The organism is Polyangiaceae bacterium (assembly GCA_020633205.1).
In the GTDB taxonomy this organism is placed as follows: domain Bacteria; phylum Myxococcota_A; class Polyangia; order Polyangiales; family Polyangiaceae; genus JAHBVY01.
Map to the genome: position 1 here is coordinate 1,160,648 of JACKEB010000011.1, position 15,515 is coordinate 1,176,162.

Annotated in this window: 12 protein-coding genes; 4 read left to right on the forward strand and 8 right to left on the reverse strand. The window is 64.0% G+C overall.

Going from position 1 to position 15,515, the window contains the following annotated elements; all coding sequences use genetic code 11:
- The first annotated feature begins 71 nt into the window (after window positions 1–71).
- Window positions 72–560 (forward strand): hypothetical protein, encoded by a 489-nt coding sequence (locus H6718_11600; GenBank protein ID MCB9586035.1) that lies wholly within the window; start codon window positions 72–74, stop codon window positions 558–560.
- A 24-nt stretch (window positions 561–584) separates the two neighbouring features.
- A complete protein-coding gene (locus H6718_11605) occupies window positions 585–1,730 on the forward strand; it encodes a hypothetical protein (GenBank protein ID MCB9586036.1) in 1,146 nt (381 codons plus the stop codon).
- 3 nt (window positions 1,731–1,733) lie between these two features.
- Here the strand turns inward: H6718_11605 and H6718_11610 are convergent, their stop codons facing one another.
- From H6718_11610 to H6718_11645, 8 genes are all read right to left on the reverse strand, one after another.
- Window positions 1,734–2,630, reverse strand: coding sequence for a hypothetical protein (locus H6718_11610; GenBank protein MCB9586037.1), 897 nt, complete (start codon window positions 2,628–2,630; stop codon window positions 1,734–1,736).
- A gap of 60 nt (window positions 2,631–2,690) precedes the next feature.
- Window positions 2,691–3,716 (reverse strand): DUF3829 domain-containing protein, encoded by a 1,026-nt coding sequence (locus tag H6718_11615; protein MCB9586038.1) that lies wholly within the window; start codon window positions 3,714–3,716, stop codon window positions 2,691–2,693.
- Between the two features lie 155 nt (window positions 3,717–3,871).
- Window positions 3,872–5,545: an O-antigen ligase family protein gene (locus H6718_11620; GenBank protein MCB9586039.1), complete on the reverse strand. Its 1,674-nt coding sequence runs from the start codon at window positions 5,543–5,545 to the stop codon at window positions 3,872–3,874.
- A 76-nt stretch (window positions 5,546–5,621) separates the two neighbouring features.
- Window positions 5,622–7,694 (reverse strand): HEAT repeat domain-containing protein, encoded by a 2,073-nt coding sequence (locus H6718_11625; GenBank protein MCB9586040.1) that lies wholly within the window; start codon window positions 7,692–7,694, stop codon window positions 5,622–5,624.
- A gap of 27 nt (window positions 7,695–7,721) precedes the next feature.
- On the reverse strand, window positions 7,722–8,144 hold the full coding sequence (locus H6718_11630) for a hypothetical protein (GenBank protein MCB9586041.1): 423 nt from the start codon (window positions 8,142–8,144) through the stop codon (window positions 7,722–7,724).
- Between the two features lie 149 nt (window positions 8,145–8,293).
- Window positions 8,294–10,129, reverse strand: coding sequence for a hypothetical protein (locus H6718_11635; GenBank protein MCB9586042.1), 1,836 nt, complete (start codon window positions 10,127–10,129; stop codon window positions 8,294–8,296).
- 121 nt (window positions 10,130–10,250) lie between these two features.
- The gene (locus tag H6718_11640) at window positions 10,251–11,285 is read right to left on the reverse strand and encodes a hypothetical protein (protein ID MCB9586043.1); all 1,035 of its coding nucleotides are present in this window, start codon (window positions 11,283–11,285) and stop codon (window positions 10,251–10,253) included.
- Between the two features lie 44 nt (window positions 11,286–11,329).
- Complete coding sequence (locus tag H6718_11645; GenBank protein ID MCB9586044.1) at window positions 11,330–12,889, reverse strand: sigma 54-interacting transcriptional regulator; 1,560 nt, start codon at window positions 12,887–12,889, stop codon at window positions 11,330–11,332.
- Between the two features lie 144 nt (window positions 12,890–13,033).
- On the opposite strand from H6718_11645, the gene H6718_11650 reads away from it, so the two are divergent.
- Both H6718_11650 and H6718_11655 read left to right on the forward strand, forming a co-directional pair.
- Window positions 13,034–14,521 carry a dihydrolipoyl dehydrogenase gene (locus tag H6718_11650; GenBank protein ID MCB9586045.1) on the forward strand — a complete coding sequence of 496 codons (1,488 nt, stop codon included), beginning with the start codon at window positions 13,034–13,036 and terminating at the stop codon, window positions 14,519–14,521.
- Between the two features lie 125 nt (window positions 14,522–14,646).
- Window positions 14,647–15,369, forward strand: a complete 723-nt coding sequence (locus tag H6718_11655; protein MCB9586046.1) for a glutathione peroxidase — start codon at window positions 14,647–14,649, stop codon at window positions 15,367–15,369.
- The last annotated feature ends 146 nt before the right edge of the window (window positions 15,370–15,515 follow it).

Consider the following 15,515-nt stretch of genomic DNA (forward strand, 5'->3'; position numbering starts at 1 on the left):
ACGTCGCCCCTCACCCCCAAAAAGCGAGCACGGGCTCTAGTCAGGTGACGTGACGGTCGTACTATCCGCCCGTGACGTTGTCGTTGGATCAATACGCCCGGGTCGTGACTGCGCTGGAGTTGCTGGGGCTGCCCCAGGCGGATGTACTGGCGGCCGAGTGCATCTCGGCAGGCCAGTGGCAAGAGCTCAAGGCGCCCCTCGAAGCTCGACTCGAGGGTGCCGCTCTCGACGATGATTTCCTTGAGGAATATGTCGCGGCGAGCCAGCGGGCGCTGACACACTTCAAGCGCCGCCTCGCCCCGCTGGACCGAGATCCCCTGGCATGGTTTGCGTTTCTCAAGTGTTTTGGTGAGAGTTCGAACCCGAGCCGTCTCGCTCGGGAGCTGGGGCTCACGGAGATCGATCTCGCCAACCTAGGGGCGTACTGGGTTGGAGCCCTGCCATGCCTCGCGCCCGAGCTGCGGATACGCGCGGCAGAGGTTTCGCCAGGTGTGCCCAAGTTGCGACTGGGACTGCAGGTTTATCAGACTCCCGCAGATCCGATTGGCATCGCCCGCTGACTGTGCGACGCCCTGCTGGCGCGCATGCCGACCCTGAAAAAGCTGTTCGACACCGCAGGTGGACGCTACGAGGAGGTGCGGGACACCACAGAGGCCTCCATTGTGCGGCGCGAGTGGGCCGACTCACCGCGGTACTGGCTCGAGCCATACTACGGCGAATCGAATTGCTTCGGACGGGGCAAACTGGTGGAGATGCCGGTCGTGGATGCCCGCGGCCTGGTCGAACACGGCTTCGACGCCGAGGGACGGCTCGTGGTGGTGCGTACCTACAACGAGCTACCGAAGCGTCAGTGGCTGCCGGGTAGAGGTGAGGAGCGGCCGGCGAGCGAAGTGTACTTCGTTTACCATGCGGATGAAGTGGACGCGCTTTGCTTCGACAGTGACGCTGGCAAGTCGGTAGTGAACGTGGCGCGCTATCGCTACCAGGGACACCAGCTGGTGGAAGTCCAGACACGCTACCGCATTGGCGCGGAGCGTGTGGAATACTTCGAGTGGGCGGGTGAGCTGCCAGTGCGCGCGCGAGCCTCGCAACCAGGCTATGAACGCCTCTTGGAGTTTACCCATGACGCATCGGGGGAACTCGAACTCGTCGAGTGGGTATACCCAAACGGAAGCCGCGCGGAAATGTTTCGCAGGATTCACGAGGCGCCCGAAGTCGTGCTCGAGCGTGTCAAGGGCGCCTTGCAAGTCGCCGCGCGAGATCTACTTGGCGCATGCGACGTTGGTACCCCCATCGCTGCGATTGCCATGTGGCTCGACATGGAGGCCTTCGAGCACCTCTTGCCCCCGCGGGTGGGGTTGCTCACACTCGAAGAGCAGACTGCGTTCGCGTCCGAGCCGGCGAAGCGTGAGTACGTTTGGAGTCCCGTGGAGTGGGAGCACTACGACACCCAGGAGCTCGAGTTCGAAGACGAGGCGCTCCACCGTGCCGCAAGTGACGCGAATCAACTGATCTGGCAGCAGGGGCTCTATCAACAAGCAAGGGACCTCGTCGACGTCGTCTGTCGCGAACTCAACGCAGAAGGACTAGGGAGTCTGCTGCAGTCGACGCCCGAGTGTATTATATTCCCCGTGGATATTACGTCGGGGGATGGCGAGCAGGGGGTGAGGCGCGTTGTTACGGAGGCTCAGCTGACCGCGCTCAAGCGTAAAGGGTTGCTCCAGGACTAGCCCTCAGCCATCGTCCTCGTCGCCGGGGCGCGAAATACGGCCGATGGCGATGCGTGTTTCGAACGTGCGCCACTTCAAGCCGACCCAGCCGTACTCCACCGGGCGGCCCTGCTCGTCGGTGAGGAGCAAGATCGTGCCCATTCCGAAACCATCGCGACCAACGCGAGTGTCGTCGTCGTGGTGCAAGCTGCTCGCATCGGCGACCCGCAACAAGTAGGCACCTGGGGAGTCCGGCACCGTGACAGGGGGCAGCACAACGAACGCGACGTGCCCGGTGTTGGTCGACTTCGTGAGCACCTTCGGCTTGATCCAAGCGATCAAGTCACCAGGCTCAACGTCGGCGACCCGTTCGATCTTTTGCCAACCTGCGCGAGGAGCATCGACTGGGCTCCTGGAGATCGTGCGGTAGTAGTCGCGTGCCAGGGGCCTTCCGCGAACCCCTTGAAAGCTCGCGCTGCGGGCCACGGGGCTGACTTTCCCTAGGATGTAATGCACCAGGCCCGAACAGTCGAAGTGATACACGCCTTGCTTTGAATCCACACGGAAACCATGGGTGTATTCGCTGTCTTGCAGAGTCTCGGCGATGTGGCCCAGCGCTCGCATGACTTGATTGGCTTGCCAGGCGATTTGTGCGTCCGGCGGGAGCGTGGCCTGCCGAGGCGCGCTGTTGACTGGTGGGGAGGCACTTGGGGTGGCTGGGACCTCCACCGTCGGGACCTGGGCGACGGCGGAGGCTGACTCATGGCGTGGGGCGGGTTGCTCCAGGCTGCTGGTCGAGCAACCCACGCACCACATGAGCGCGAGGGCGCCGATGGAAAACGCGCATCCACGAGGATACATGTGGCGCATGCGTCCTCGCCACTGGATGCGACGGAAGCCGGACTCCCCACGAAACGACACTCCGAAAGTGTAGTACCCCATCGTGGGAAGACACGCCGCTCTTGCAGATCCTTGGGCTCCTCAGGTGGGAGTGCTGCCGTCGTAGTTGACCGCGTTGGAGCCGTCGATCATCCCGTTGTACTCCTTGACCACGTTGTCCGAGGAGCCCGGGACATCATCGCCGATGCCATGGTTGAGGCGCATCTGCTCGTCGCGGGTGAACTTGATGTTGTTCTTGTGGCGCTTCACGAAGAACGCCACCGCGTCGTAGTAGGCGCGCGGGTGGTTCTTGTAACCCGCCCACATGAGGGGGACTTCCTTGGCGGTTTTTTGCGCCTTTTCCAGCTCGTCGACGCTGGCGCCGTAGCTCTTGAGAGCGGCTTCGAGCTTGTCGTAGTCGACCTTCTCAGCGTTCACGAGGCGCTGCACGGACTTGGCCTCGAGCATCGACTTGCGGTGCCAGTAGTGCAGTGAATGGCCCTCGTCCTTTTCGATTGCTGCGAGGTTCTTCACGGAGCGCTCGGTGACGTACTTCTCGATCTCAGGTGATAGTGCGTCCGATGCTTTCACGAACACCTGAAAGGCCTTCTCGAGATCGGGGTGCATCTTCTTGCCCTTCTCGAACTTGTCGGCCTTGTACATTTCCTTGTTGTAGTACTTGGCGGCTTCATCGACCTTGGGTATCAGGTCGTTGATCGCCACCCGGTAGTCCTCGCTGAGCTTCGCCAAGTCTCCGAACTGCTGGAGGTTCTTGTTGGCGTCGAACTGCTGGTTGCACATCTTCAGCACGCTGTCGTCCCACGTGGCCATGCCGACGATGGTGTGCTCACGACCCGTAGGCCCCTTCTTCTTGTCTTTGACCCACGAGTGGTAGCGCTGCTCCGAGGTGTTGAGCGCGTTGTCGACGAAGTTGCTGCACTTGAGCAGGTGGTCCAAGGCGTCGTTCTTCTGCTTGTCGGGGTCGGCGGCTTGCTCCGCGACCTCGGGGGCGGGACCGCTCGCCTTGTGCAGCAGGCTGTCGCGCAGCTGGGGGATCGCCACGGCGGCGGCAATGCCCAGGCCGAGCACCGTCGGGGCGACGAAGGTGAGAATTGTGAAACCTTTCATGGAGTACTCTCCTTGGAGCAACGGCCCTATGGCCAGCGTTTGCGGCTGCGCAAACAACGACATGTAAGGGACGACCACAGGGCGACCCAGCCGCGCGGAACTCCGCGTATGGCGGCCGTATCGGTAGCTGAGCTGACCAGTTGCTAGAAAAGCGATCAGCGGAGTTCTTGGTCTCGCTTGGCCTGCTTGATGCGCTCTCTCAGGGGCGCAATGCGTGAGTCCCCAGGCAACACCGCGGCCGCGCGGTTCAAAGATGTTTCCGCGGTTCCTGGTTCCCCCTGTTCCAGCTCGATGGCCGCCAGGCCTAGGTTGACTCGAAAGGAACCGGGGCTGATTGTGCGCGCGGAGAGGAGCGCAACGTGCGCCTGCTTCAACCTCCCCAGGCGGCTCAGCGCTTTGGCGCGAATCAACTCCGCGCCCAAGGAGCGACTCAGCTGCAGGCTCCGTTCCGCGTGTTCGAGGGAACGCTCGGGTTGGTCTGAGGCGAGCAACGCAACGGCGAAATCGAAATGCGTGTCGGCGGAGTAGGGGTCGAGCTTCACGGCACGGGCAAGCGCGGAGAGGCGCTCCTCGGGTACTGCCTTCGCCGCCGTTGCCGCGCGCTCGCCCAGCCAGTGGCCTGCCGTGAGGCGTGTCCCCACCGCCAAGAGCCCCAGCGCGAGCCACCAAATCGGCAGGCGCCGGAGCCGCGGGATGCGACCGAAGGCGTCCGTCCCAATCGCCGCCGTGACGAGCAGTGCAAGCACCAGGATCCCCGGCTGCAAGAGCGGAGCGTCCGCGATGGCACACACCGCCAGCGCTGCGAGGAACATTTCCCCATGGATCCAAATCTTGCCCGTGCCGACTGCGCGTAGCGACAGCCACAACCAAGCGACCATCAGCGCCCAGCCAATGAGCCCGTGTTCGAGGAACGTCTGCAGCCAGTCGGAGTGAGCGCTCTGCAGCGCTTGGAAGGCACGCGCCGCGGAACGCTCGCTCAGTTCACCCAGCAATGCGCCCTGGCCTTCAAGGAACGCTTCGGAGAAGCGACCGCTGCCGAAGCCGGTGAGCGCTTTCAGCGGGTTCTGCGCCATCGCCTCGAGCGCCGAGCGCCAGATGAAGCGGCGGCCAGCGAGGGCCGCTTGCCAGCTACCCGAGGCGCTGGGCGCGGCGCCCCAGGCTCCAAGGGGCGCGGTCATGGCGCAGAGCCAGGCCAGATGAGGCGCAAGGCGCCCGAGCTTCGCCGCGCGGATACGGGTTGGGTCGAGACGCTGCAGCGACACACGCAGCAGTCCAACAACCAGCGCGACTACCAGGGCGACCCAGGCAACGCGGCTCTGGGCGAGGTACAACGCGGCCAGCTGCGGAGTGAGGCTCAGCGCTACCGCCAAGCGACCGCGCAGGCTGTGAAGCGCGCTGCGTTGTGGAATACTGAGCAGCAGTGTCAGGGCCAAGCTCAGCCCGAGCCAGTTGGGGTTACCGAGGCCACCGTGGATGTAGCTACCCCGAGCGCCGCCCGCGTATTGGTAGAGAGCCCATGCGGCGGTGCTCACCCCCAAGAAAACTGCCAGCTTCCGCAGCTGCTGACGCAGCTCCTTGTTGGACCAGGTCGCGCGCGCGACCAGCGCGAGCACAAGCGCTGCGATGTTGAAGCTCAGCCCGACGAGCGCGCCGGGGCTGCCCCAGAGCAGCGAGAAACAACTCCAGGCTACCCAAAGGCCTGCAGCGCCGAGTGGCGAGGGGAGCACGAGGGGCGCCCCGCGGAAGGCGCACCAAGCCGCGCCACAGAGCGCGAGCACGCAGACCGCTAGGGCCTTGGGCGCGAGCGCCGTGGCGGCAGGGTCCCACACCAGCAGGCAAACGCCGAGCGGGAGCCAGAGCCAGTTCCGTATGGAACGACCAGAGCTACCTGCGCCTGAATCAGGTTCAGCCGCGGTTGTCGAGGATGACCCGGAGCTGGTCACGGGTGAAAGGCCGCTGTTCGCGGCTCAGCGCGCGCCGCATGACGAAGGTGAGCTTCTTCGAGTCGTCGGTGGCGAGGTAGAAGTAGGCGAGCTCCCGCTCCTCGGTGCTCTTGGAAGACAGGCCGTCCAGCATGCGGAAGAAGCCCTGCTCCGGGTCCCAGCTCAGCAAGATGGCAGCGGCGGCCATCGCAGGCTCGAGATCCGGCGCCTTGGAGCGCTTCTCGAGTTCGGGCTGGAGCGCTTTCCGGGCGGAATCTTCCTTGATGGTGGCAAACAGGTTGAGCGCGCTGTCCAGCCAGTCCACCGGTAGGTTGTCGTAGTCCCGCATCAGCTCGGACACCGCTACGCTCTCCCCCAGGCGCAGCCGCGCGACACCGGTGTACAAGCGGATCCACGTCTGCTTGTGGCCCTTCACCGTGTCCAGGCGTTGTTTGCTGCTCTTGTCGCCCAAGTCGGCGATCAAGAGTGTGCTCCGCTGAGCGTTGCCATAGGCGCGATGCGCCATGGCCTCGTCGAAGGCGGAGTTGGCGACGGCGACACCGCCAGCGGGCTTCAAGTCGCCGAGCAAGCCAGTCAGCACGCTCCTGCCGCGCGCCCAGCTAAGGAGCAGGCGCCCAGCGGTGCGCGGGTCCTTGTCCTGACTCGCGAACTCGCGAATGTCTCGCAGATCGCACTGGTAGCGTTCGAAGCAACCGAGCAGGTAGTTCCGCACTCGGGTGTCGCCGAGCTTGCCCAAGGTCACCGCGGCGCGTTCACGCATCTGGGGGCGGCGCTCGGCGTCCTTCGAGGCGTAGAGCTGCTTGTAGATCAGGTCCTGCTTCTTATCCCCGGACAGCTTGTTGACGGCGTAGATCGCTTCCTCGCGGATAGTCGGGTTGGCGTCGTCGGTGAACTTCTCGAGACTTGGGATCGCCTTCGGCTCTGCCAGCTTGCCCAGCGCCACGATGGCGCTCGTGCGCACGAAGTCGCTGGGGTCGCCGAGGGACTTCTGGAGCATCGGCAGGCCTTCGGGGCGCTTCACATCGCCGAGCACGAACGCGGCGTTCAGGCGAATCACCGCTTGCTTGTGAGCCGCGAGCTTCTCAATGGCAGGGAAAAACGCCTTCGGGTCGAGGCGCTCGAGGGCGAAGGCGATGTTGTTCAACATGCGCGCTTCGCGCACCTTGGGGAGGTGCCCAATCAACGCGCGGGTCGCCGTGGGGTCGCCGATCTTACCTAGGGCATAGACGGCCTTGTTGCGCACCTCTTCGTTGCGGTGGCCCATCAGCGGCGTCAGCTTGTTCACCAGCTGCTTGGCCTGGAGCTCCGCCGCGGACTCCGTGCCCTGAAGCACGAGCCAGTCGTTGTCCTTCAAGCCGAGCACGTACGCGACGTCGCCGATCAGGGTCTGCCGCGCCATCAGGTGACGACTACGCCACAGCGCGGAGTAGACGCGCCCGCGGTTATCCGTCTCGTCCTTCTTGGGCGCTTTGCGCAGTTCCGAGCGCAACACGCGAACCGCACGCTGACTTCCTAGGGCGCCGAGGGCGTCGACGATCGCCATGCGATTGCTGGGAGACTCATCGTCGCGCTGATAGAGCTTGTAGAGCGGCTCGAACGACTCCTCATCAGGCATCGACTCGAGGGCTTGAATCACCTCGTAGCGGACGCTCGGTTCCCAGTCGGCCAGTGCCGCGCGGAGATTGGGCAGTGCGGAGCGATCGCCCAGCGCTCGCAGCAAGCGTGCACACTCGCTGCGGACGTCGGTGTTGGCGTTGTCCTGCAGGCAGCGCGCCAGAGCTGCCGTGCCCCGCCTCCCTAGGTTCAACACGTCTGGGCTCGAGGGCATCTCCCCGTAGCTCACGTTGATCAGCGCTGCGGGGTCCTTCGCCATCTGCGCTAGCACGCGCTCTCGAGGGGAGAGCCGCTGCGTGCCCTCCTGGGCGCCCGCGTCGACGCCCAGCAGCAGGCTCGGCAGCAAGGCTAGAGACAGCGCGCCCGCGGCGAACACGGCGCGGCGCTGGGTGGTCCACTTGCGATTGGAGTCGTTTGCCATACGGAATTTCTTCTGGTGAGCGCCCGACTAGCGCTGCTTCACTTCCTGCGCGAGCTCTTTGATACGACCGAGCAGGGCGTCCCTACTGGTGCGCTTCGGCAGATAACGAATCGTTACCTGGCGCGCTTTGCACACGCCAAACGGTTCCTTCCACTCGATCAGCTCGACGCCAGGGTCCTGGTAGAGCGCGAGGTCGAAGTCCTCTTCACATCCCGCGCGTTGCTCGAGCTCGAGCTCGAGCTTCAGCTCGGCGCGCTGTTCGCTCGCGGGTACGGGCTCATCATGGCTTGGTGGTGCGCTGTGCAGCGCCGCGCCGCCGCACGCCTGAATCGCAGCACACGCTCCCAGGAGCGCGGCGGTTGTCGCGAGCCTTTGGAGCAACGCCGTAATTCGCGCGGATTGCTGAACCGTCACGCGCGGGGTCTTCGCACGGGAATTGATCGACTTCAAGCCGGACGCTTTCGCAGAGTTTTGCAATGCCAACCGGCGCGACAAAAGCCGCGCTCGGCGTACTACGCCGCTTTCACGCGAGGCATTCCCGGTATGCTCCGAATTCCTCAGTGTCGATTCGCACGCTGCGCGATTTCTCAGAGCCTAGGTCAAGGCATTTCCACGGCGCCCAATGTGCACGGCTCGCTCCGCGGCTCACCCCGCTGGTCTACCGTTGGGCAGCCGGTTCCTGACTTGGTGAGCAGCGGGCTCCCAGCTTGAGGCAGTGCCGTTTCCGTGGGGCCTCCGTTGTCACCGAGCATGCCAATCATCGGGTCAGCTCGAGTTATCCCACTGACGCAGTCCATGTCGTCCTTCGGTCCGTTTGGCCACTGAATATTGTGGCTGCCCGAGCCCGGGGGTGAGGCGTAGCTCGACCCCGTACAGTTGAGGGGCGTGTACTGGTTGCGGGCTTCGTTGTGGATCACCGTGTTGAGGATGGTGAGCGGCGAAGCGCGCCCAATGCCCGACGCAAACTGTGCGATGTTGCCCACGATGGTGCAGTTGGTCAGCGTTCCATCGGCGCCGCTGCCAATATTGATCCCTGCGGCAAGGCCCATCATGGTGAAGTCGCTGCGCTCGTAGACTCGGTTGCCGAAGACGGTGCTGTTGGTCATTGTCAGGCGGCCGGGTGCCTGCGCGCCGTGCTCGTTTACCCAGACGCCGACGGCGTAGTTCGCGACGTTGCGGCTGATGGTCGACGAGTCGATGGTGACGAACGTCCCCTGGAGGTAGAGCCCGCCCGCGCCGTTCGGCTCATTGGGGATATCGCGGATGGAGTTGCCATCAACAGTGACGAACTCGAAGTCGCTCCGCTCCGATTGGTAGCTGGTGCGGAACACCGCACCTCCGAACGCCCCACCTTCGTTGCCTTTGATGACGGTGCCGCACACATGCAGCGTGCGACCTCGACCGTCCATGCAGATCCCACCGCCGTTGCCGCCGCGCCCCACTTGCTGGCCATTCTCGACGGAGTTGGCGCCTTGCCCGGTGGCGACGTTGTCCTGAATCCTGCTGTTCAAGACTTCGATTGAAGTGCCGAGGCCGCCGATGGCGCCGCCGTTGCTGCAGCGATTGCCTTGAAATACCGAGCCGACGACCAGCGTCTCCCCAGCGCCGATGCCGTAGATGGCGCCGCCCGCCACATCCGGGCCGTCCACCGGGCACTGGTTGTCGTAGAACTGGCAGTTGAACACGTGGACGTTGCCGCCCAGGTGATAGATAGCGCCGCCGCCGCCGTCCGTATCGGTTCCGAGAGGAATCGCGGTGCCGCTCGAACGCCCGTCGCGGAAGGTCAGGTTCTGCACCTCCAGCGTGGGTGATGTAGCCTCGAAGTTTCCGGTGTCGAGGCTCATGATGCGCACGTTGCCGCCGCCGCTCAGCGTGATGGTGTTACCCCCGTTCAGCACCACGTTGCTCGTTACCTGCAGCGTCTGCGTGAGCGTGATGGTGTGAGGAGCGCTGCCGCAGTCAAACTCGATGATGCCGCCAGCAGCAATCTCGGTGCGCAGGGCTGCCTCGGTGCAGCTCGCAGGGGTGCCGGTCCCCACGACGCGGTTGGCGTTCGCCGTATCAGTCGGCCGGGGCTCATCACAAGTTGGATCGGGGGGTGAGGCGCCCCCGGACCCCCCGCTCCCGCTCGAGCCGGCATTGCCGCCAGCTCCGCCGCTGCCGCTGGAACCACCTTGCCCCGCGGAACCGCCGTTCGCCCCTGAGCCACCACTGGCCCCAGACCCTCCTGCAGCAGAACCACCGCTGGCCCCAGACCCTCCGCTAGCAGAGCCGCCGCTCGCAGCAGAACCGCCCGAGCCACCGCTCGCAGCCGAACCACCGGTGCCCCCAGTCGCTCCTCCGCCTCCCGAGTCATCGCTGCCGCAGCCAGTCACCGCCACCACGGAACACAGCACTCCAAACCCCAGCGAAAGGCCACGCAGCCGAGTCTTCATGCCTCCAGTCTAACGGGAAGGCGCCCTCGGGTTAACCTCGGAGAAGTGTGACGAAAGCTCGCGTTCATGCCGCGCGGAATCAAACGCCAGCGCCGAGGAATTTCAAGCTGCCGTACCGCCCTCAGGTGGCCTTGCGGCGCTTCTCCAGCAACGGCGGGATGCTGAGGAACAGAATGGCGCTAATCACGAGCAGCGCACCGAACAGCTCTTGAGGTGACGGAAACCGCTCCCCGAGCCACAAGTAGAGTCCGACCGAAGCCAGGAGCCCGGCGAGCACAGAAGAAGCGCGGTTCACCGGCACACAGAAGCTATTTTCCCGCCCATCCAGCAAGATCAACCCACCAAAGATCCCTGTGCCCTGACTCAAGAAGCCGATCACCAGCGCGTAGCCAAGCAACCCACGCTCGAAGAAGCTGGTGAATCCGGCACGAATTTGCTGGAGCTGGATTGCATGAGGAAAAAAGCTGGCAAGTAGCGCCAGCGTTGCGAGAATCACCACGATGGCCGGCGCCGCGGTCATCTGCTCTTCGACAAAGTAACGCTTGGTAGCGCTTGCGTCGGAGCTCTTTGCGAGACGGCTCATGAAGCGAAGCCGCACGAAGTAGGACGCCAAGTAGATCAGCACGTCGACGGCAGCGACCAACGTGAGGCCGAGCTGCCCCTCGCCAAGCAACGCTGTGAGCAGCGCCGCCAGGCTGAGGCCGAGGGCAATCCATGAGAACCAACGCACGTGGCGCTTACTCAAGGTGTCGACAATCGGCGCGATGACCAGCACCCCACCGCGCATCAAGAGCATCATGAAGACGATGCTCGCGCCCTCGAACGTATACGCCAACGTCGTGGTCCCGATGATGGCTGCAGTGCACAGACCGCTAAGGAAGGTCCAGGTGCCCGGGAGCGGCAGCGATAGTCCGAATAATTTCCGCCGGGAAGCGCTGCGCCACCAGCCGCTCAACCAGAGGAACGTGAGCATGCCGAACATCGAAGCCAGCGTCGTGATCGGCAACAGCTCGAAGCCGGGTACGCCCTGTGTCATCCCGGGCAGTAGTCCGGAGCTAATGGCCTTGGTCAGCGCGCTGTACGGCACATAACAAGCGAAGTAGCCGAATGCGAACCACCAGATGCTCGGTTGACCTTTGGTCGCCTCTTCACTCATCACGAGCCGCCTTGTTGATTGGCAGGGTGTTTTTCAAGACCCTGCTACGCTCCCTTCTGGATCCCGTGCTTCTTGAGTTTGCTCTGGAGCGTGGTCGGCTTCAGACCGAGCAGCTTGGCGGCTCCGTCCGGTCCGTAGATCTTGCCCTGGGTCACGCTGAGCGCACGCTCCAAATGGGCGCGTTCGTTCTCTTCGAAAGTCATGACTCGCGCAGGCTTCGCGGCAGCTCCCTGGGTGACTGCAGAATTCGCGGGCAGGAGTGCTTTCGCGCTCGCGCCGAGCGCAGGGCCAAGGTGGACTGGTTCGAGCACACCCATCGGTTGAACGATTGTGGCGCGCTCGAGGGCATTGGCGAGCTCCCGCACATTACCTGGCCAGGGTCGAGACTCGAGCTCTTGCTTCGCGGCTCGGCTGAGCTGCCAGGGACCTCGACCTTGTCGGCCCTTCAGCTGCTCGAGGATGTCCTCCGCCAGAATCACCACATCCTCCCGGCGCTCGCGCAGGGGAGGGATGTCCAGGGGAAAGGCCGCGAGGCGGTAGTATAAATCCTCGCGGAAGCGTCCGTCACGTATCGCGCGCTCCAGGTCAACGTGGCTCGCAGCGATCACTCGCACGTCGACCCGAACCGTCCGGTCGGAGCCGAGAGGTTCGAAGCTGCCCTCCTGGAGCACGCGCAGCAGCTTGGCTTGCGCCGCCAGGGGCATATCCCCGATTTCGTCCAGCAGCAGTGTGCCGCCGTTCGCGGTCACGAAGCGCCCAGGGCGCTCCTTGACCGCCCCGGAGAACGCGCCCTTTACGTGGCCGAACAGCTCACTCTCCACCAGGTTTTCGGGGATCGCTGCGCAGTTCACTTTTACGAACGGGCTGTCGACGCGGGGGCTCCAACCGTGGACTGCGTTTGCGAGCACCTCCTTGCCGCTCCCCGTTTCTCCGCGGATTAAGACGGGGAGGTCCGACGCTGCAACCTGTTGGGCCAGAGTGGACAGGTGCCGCATCGCGCCGGAGCGCGAGGTCTCGATGCGTCGACACGCCACGCTGGCTCCGCCCGCTTCCTCGACCAACAAGCGATTTTGCTGCTCGAGCTGAGCGCGGTAGCGGGCAAGCAGACTGGCCTGCTCCGCGAACATCATGGCCAGGCTCACCAGTTGCCCGTAGACGTCCGCAAGCGCTGCGCTCTCTTTCGAGTAGGGCACGCACTCGCGGCGGTCCAAGGTGATCAAGCCAAGGCTCTTCTCCCGGGAGTAGAGCGGGATCACCATGCAGCTGTGACCATGGGGCAAGTCCAACACCCCGTCGTAGGGGTCGCCTTCGTCGCCAGCGTGGTGGTCTTCCGTGAGGGCGATCGCCCTGCGCGTATTTAGCGCTCGACGTATCGTGGGGAAACGCTTCAGGGTGAGCGAGTGATGTCGCACCTCAGCGGTGGCAAGCGGCCCGTCGGCGGCCCGTACGACGAGCTCGTCGCCTTGCAGAGCGTACATGACGGCGAGGTCGTACGGGATGACACTCGCTAGCGATCCGAGCACCCCCTCGAGCAGGTCCTGAAAGGCCTCGGGGCGAACCGCGAGTGCGGCAAGCTGACGGAGATCTTCGACTGGAGCGACCATGTGAACAGCTTTCGTAGCACCGACAATTCGTTGTGACAACGATATATAGTTGTTGGCGTGCAACGAAATATCGGTTGTTTCGTGTGTATCTCGCTGAAATTAGGGGATAACGCGGTGCATGGGTTGGCACGCCGTTCGCTATAGATGCGACTCGTGAGCCAAACGAACCTGAGCGTTGATGTCGCGGTGATTGGAGCAGGGACCGCTGGACTCGCTGCCTACCGCGCGGCGAAGGCCGAAGGCGCCAAGGTGGTGCTGATCGAGGGAGGTCCGTACGGGACGACCTGCGCGCGTGTCGGGTGCATGCCGAGCAAGCTACTGATTGCCGCAGCAGAGGCCGCGCACCATGCCGGCCGCGCAGAGGCCTTCGGTGTTTCCGTGGGGCGAGTCGAGGTGGATGGCCGAAGGGTGATGGAGCGCGTGCGCCGGGAGCGCGATCGCTTCGTGAGCTTCGTGGTGCGTGACTCCCTGGCGATTCCGGAAGCGGACCGCTTGCGTGGCTTTGCACGCTTCGAGAACCAGCGCACCCTGCAGGTGAGCGACTCGGAGTCGCGGCTGCATGCTCGAGTGGAGGCGCGAGCGGTGGTCATCGCAACTGGTTCGACGCCGGTGGTGCTGCCCATGTTCGAGGGCCTGGGCGATCGACTGGTCGTGAACGATGATGTGTTCGAGTGGGAAGATCTGCCCAAGTCGGTCGCCGTGTTCGGACCGGGCGTGATCGGCTTGGAACTCGGGCAAGCTTTGAGTCGCCTCGGGGTCAGGGTGCGCATGTTCGGCGTAGGCGGGCTGATAGGGCCCGTGACCGATCCAAAAATCCGCGAGGAAGCGACGCGGATCTTTTCTCAGGAGTTCCCCCTCGACACGGACTCGAAGGTGCACTCGCTGAGGCGAGTCCTCGATCAGGTCGAAATCGACTTCGATTGGGCGGGCGAGCGTCGCACCGAGCGTTTTGACTACGTCTTGACAGCCACCGGACGGCGACCGAACTTGGACCGCCTCGGCTTGGAGCGCACTGGTGTCAGCCGCGACGCGCGCGGTGTGCCGTTGTTCGACCCGCGCACGCTGCAGGTACTGGAGAGCCGCATCTTCCTGGCGGGGGATGTGAACAACGTGCGCCCCTTGCTGCACGAGGCCTCGGACGAAGGCCGCATAGCCGGCGCCAACGCCGCCCGCTTTCCCAACTGTACCTACGGAGCGCTCTCCGATGTGCGCCCGGAGCTCGCTCCGCAACGGCGCAGCGCTCTCAGCGTGGTGTTCAGCGACCCCCAGATCGCGATCATCGGATCCTCATGGAAAGACCTCGAGGCGGCTCGCGAAGAGAACCGCGTGATCGTCGGCGAGGTGAGCTTCGAGGACCAAGGTCGAAGCCGAGTGATGCTGGTGAACCAGGGGCGCTTGAGGCTCTACGCCGACGCGCGAGACGGCCGCCTCCTGGGGGCCGAGATGATCGGCCCACGCGCGGAACACATCGCCCACCTGCTCAGTTGGGCTCATCAACAGCAGCAAACGGTCATCGATCTACTTTGCATGCCCTTCTATCACCCCGTCATCGAAGAGGGGCTCCGCACCGCACTGAGAGACGCAGCCAAGCAACTCGAAGACCGTGCTGGTCTTCGTCGCCGCTGCGCCTGACGTCCCCCAAACATTCCCGAAACGCACCACTTGGTGCCCAACCCCAATCCGGCGCGCCGACCGAAGGGTACGGCGGCCGGCCAACTCAAGAGGCGCCCTCATCGGCGCTAGAAAGACAATCCGAAATGAAGAACAGCGAAGGACAGAAAGTACCCGAAGTCACCTTTCGTACCCGTGAAGGTTCCGCGTGGAAAGATGTGACCACACAGGAGATCTTCGCAGGAAAGACCGTGGTCGTCTTTTCCCTGCCGGGTGCCTTCACCCCCACGTGTTCCAGCAACCACGTGCCGCGCTACAACGAGCTGGCGCCGGTGTTCAAGGCCAAGGGCGTCGATGAAATCGTCTGCATGTCAGTGAACGATGGCTTCGTCATGCAAGCGTGGCAGGTAGACCAGCAGGCGCACAATGTCCGTTTCATTCCCGACGGCAACGGCGAGTTTACTCAGGGCCTTGGGCTGCTGGTGGACAAGCGCAACCTAGGCTTTGGGCAGCGCTCTTGGCGCTACTCGATGCTCGTCAAGGATGGCGTGATCGTGAAGCAGTTCGTGGAGCCGGAGAGGGATGGCGACCCCTTCGAGGTGTCCGACGCCGAGACGATGCTGCGCTACCTCGACGAGAAGGTGGAGCTCCCCCACGACGTGCTGATGATCTCACGGCCGGGCTGCAGCTTCTGTGATCAGGCAAAGTCGATGCTGGAGAGCCGCGGCATCGAGTTCGATGAGGTCTCGGCGAACCCGCGGCGTCTGAAGGCGGTGAGCGGAAAGACCACCACTCCTCAGATCTTCATCGACGGCGAGTACGTCGGTGGAGCCGCCGAGCTGGAGACCTGGCTCGCGCAGCATAAGTAGGTTCTGCGTGCGGTGCTGCCTCTGAGGTGCTGCCTCTGAGGTGCTACCGCGCGGAGAAAGGTCCTGTGGGTGGCGTCGCTTGGTCTATGCGATGCGACCGGTGGCAAAGCCCACAAGTCCTGATTGATCGTGCCCAGCAACTGCCC

Coding starts and splice junctions, on each gene's coding strand:
- H6718_11650 (MCB9586045.1), top strand. CDS start 13,034: ATGCGACTCGTGAGCCAAACGAACCTGAGCGTTGATGTCGCGGTGATT.
- H6718_11645 (MCB9586044.1), bottom strand. CDS start 12,889: ATGGTCGCTCCAGTCGAAGATCTCCGTCAGCTTGCCGCACTCGCGGTT.
- H6718_11625 (MCB9586040.1), bottom strand. CDS start 7,694: ATGGCAAACGACTCCAATCGCAAGTGGACCACCCAGCGCCGCGCCGTG.
- H6718_11605 (MCB9586036.1), top strand. CDS start 585: ATGCCGACCCTGAAAAAGCTGTTCGACACCGCAGGTGGACGCTACGAG.
- H6718_11640 (MCB9586043.1), bottom strand. CDS start 11,285: ATGAGTGAAGAGGCGACCAAAGGTCAACCGAGCATCTGGTGGTTCGCA.
- H6718_11615 (MCB9586038.1), bottom strand. CDS start 3,716: ATGAAAGGTTTCACAATTCTCACCTTCGTCGCCCCGACGGTGCTCGGC.
- H6718_11655 (MCB9586046.1), top strand. CDS start 14,647: ATGAAGAACAGCGAAGGACAGAAAGTACCCGAAGTCACCTTTCGTACC.
- H6718_11635 (MCB9586042.1), bottom strand. CDS start 10,129: ATGAAGACTCGGCTGCGTGGCCTTTCGCTGGGGTTTGGAGTGCTGTGT.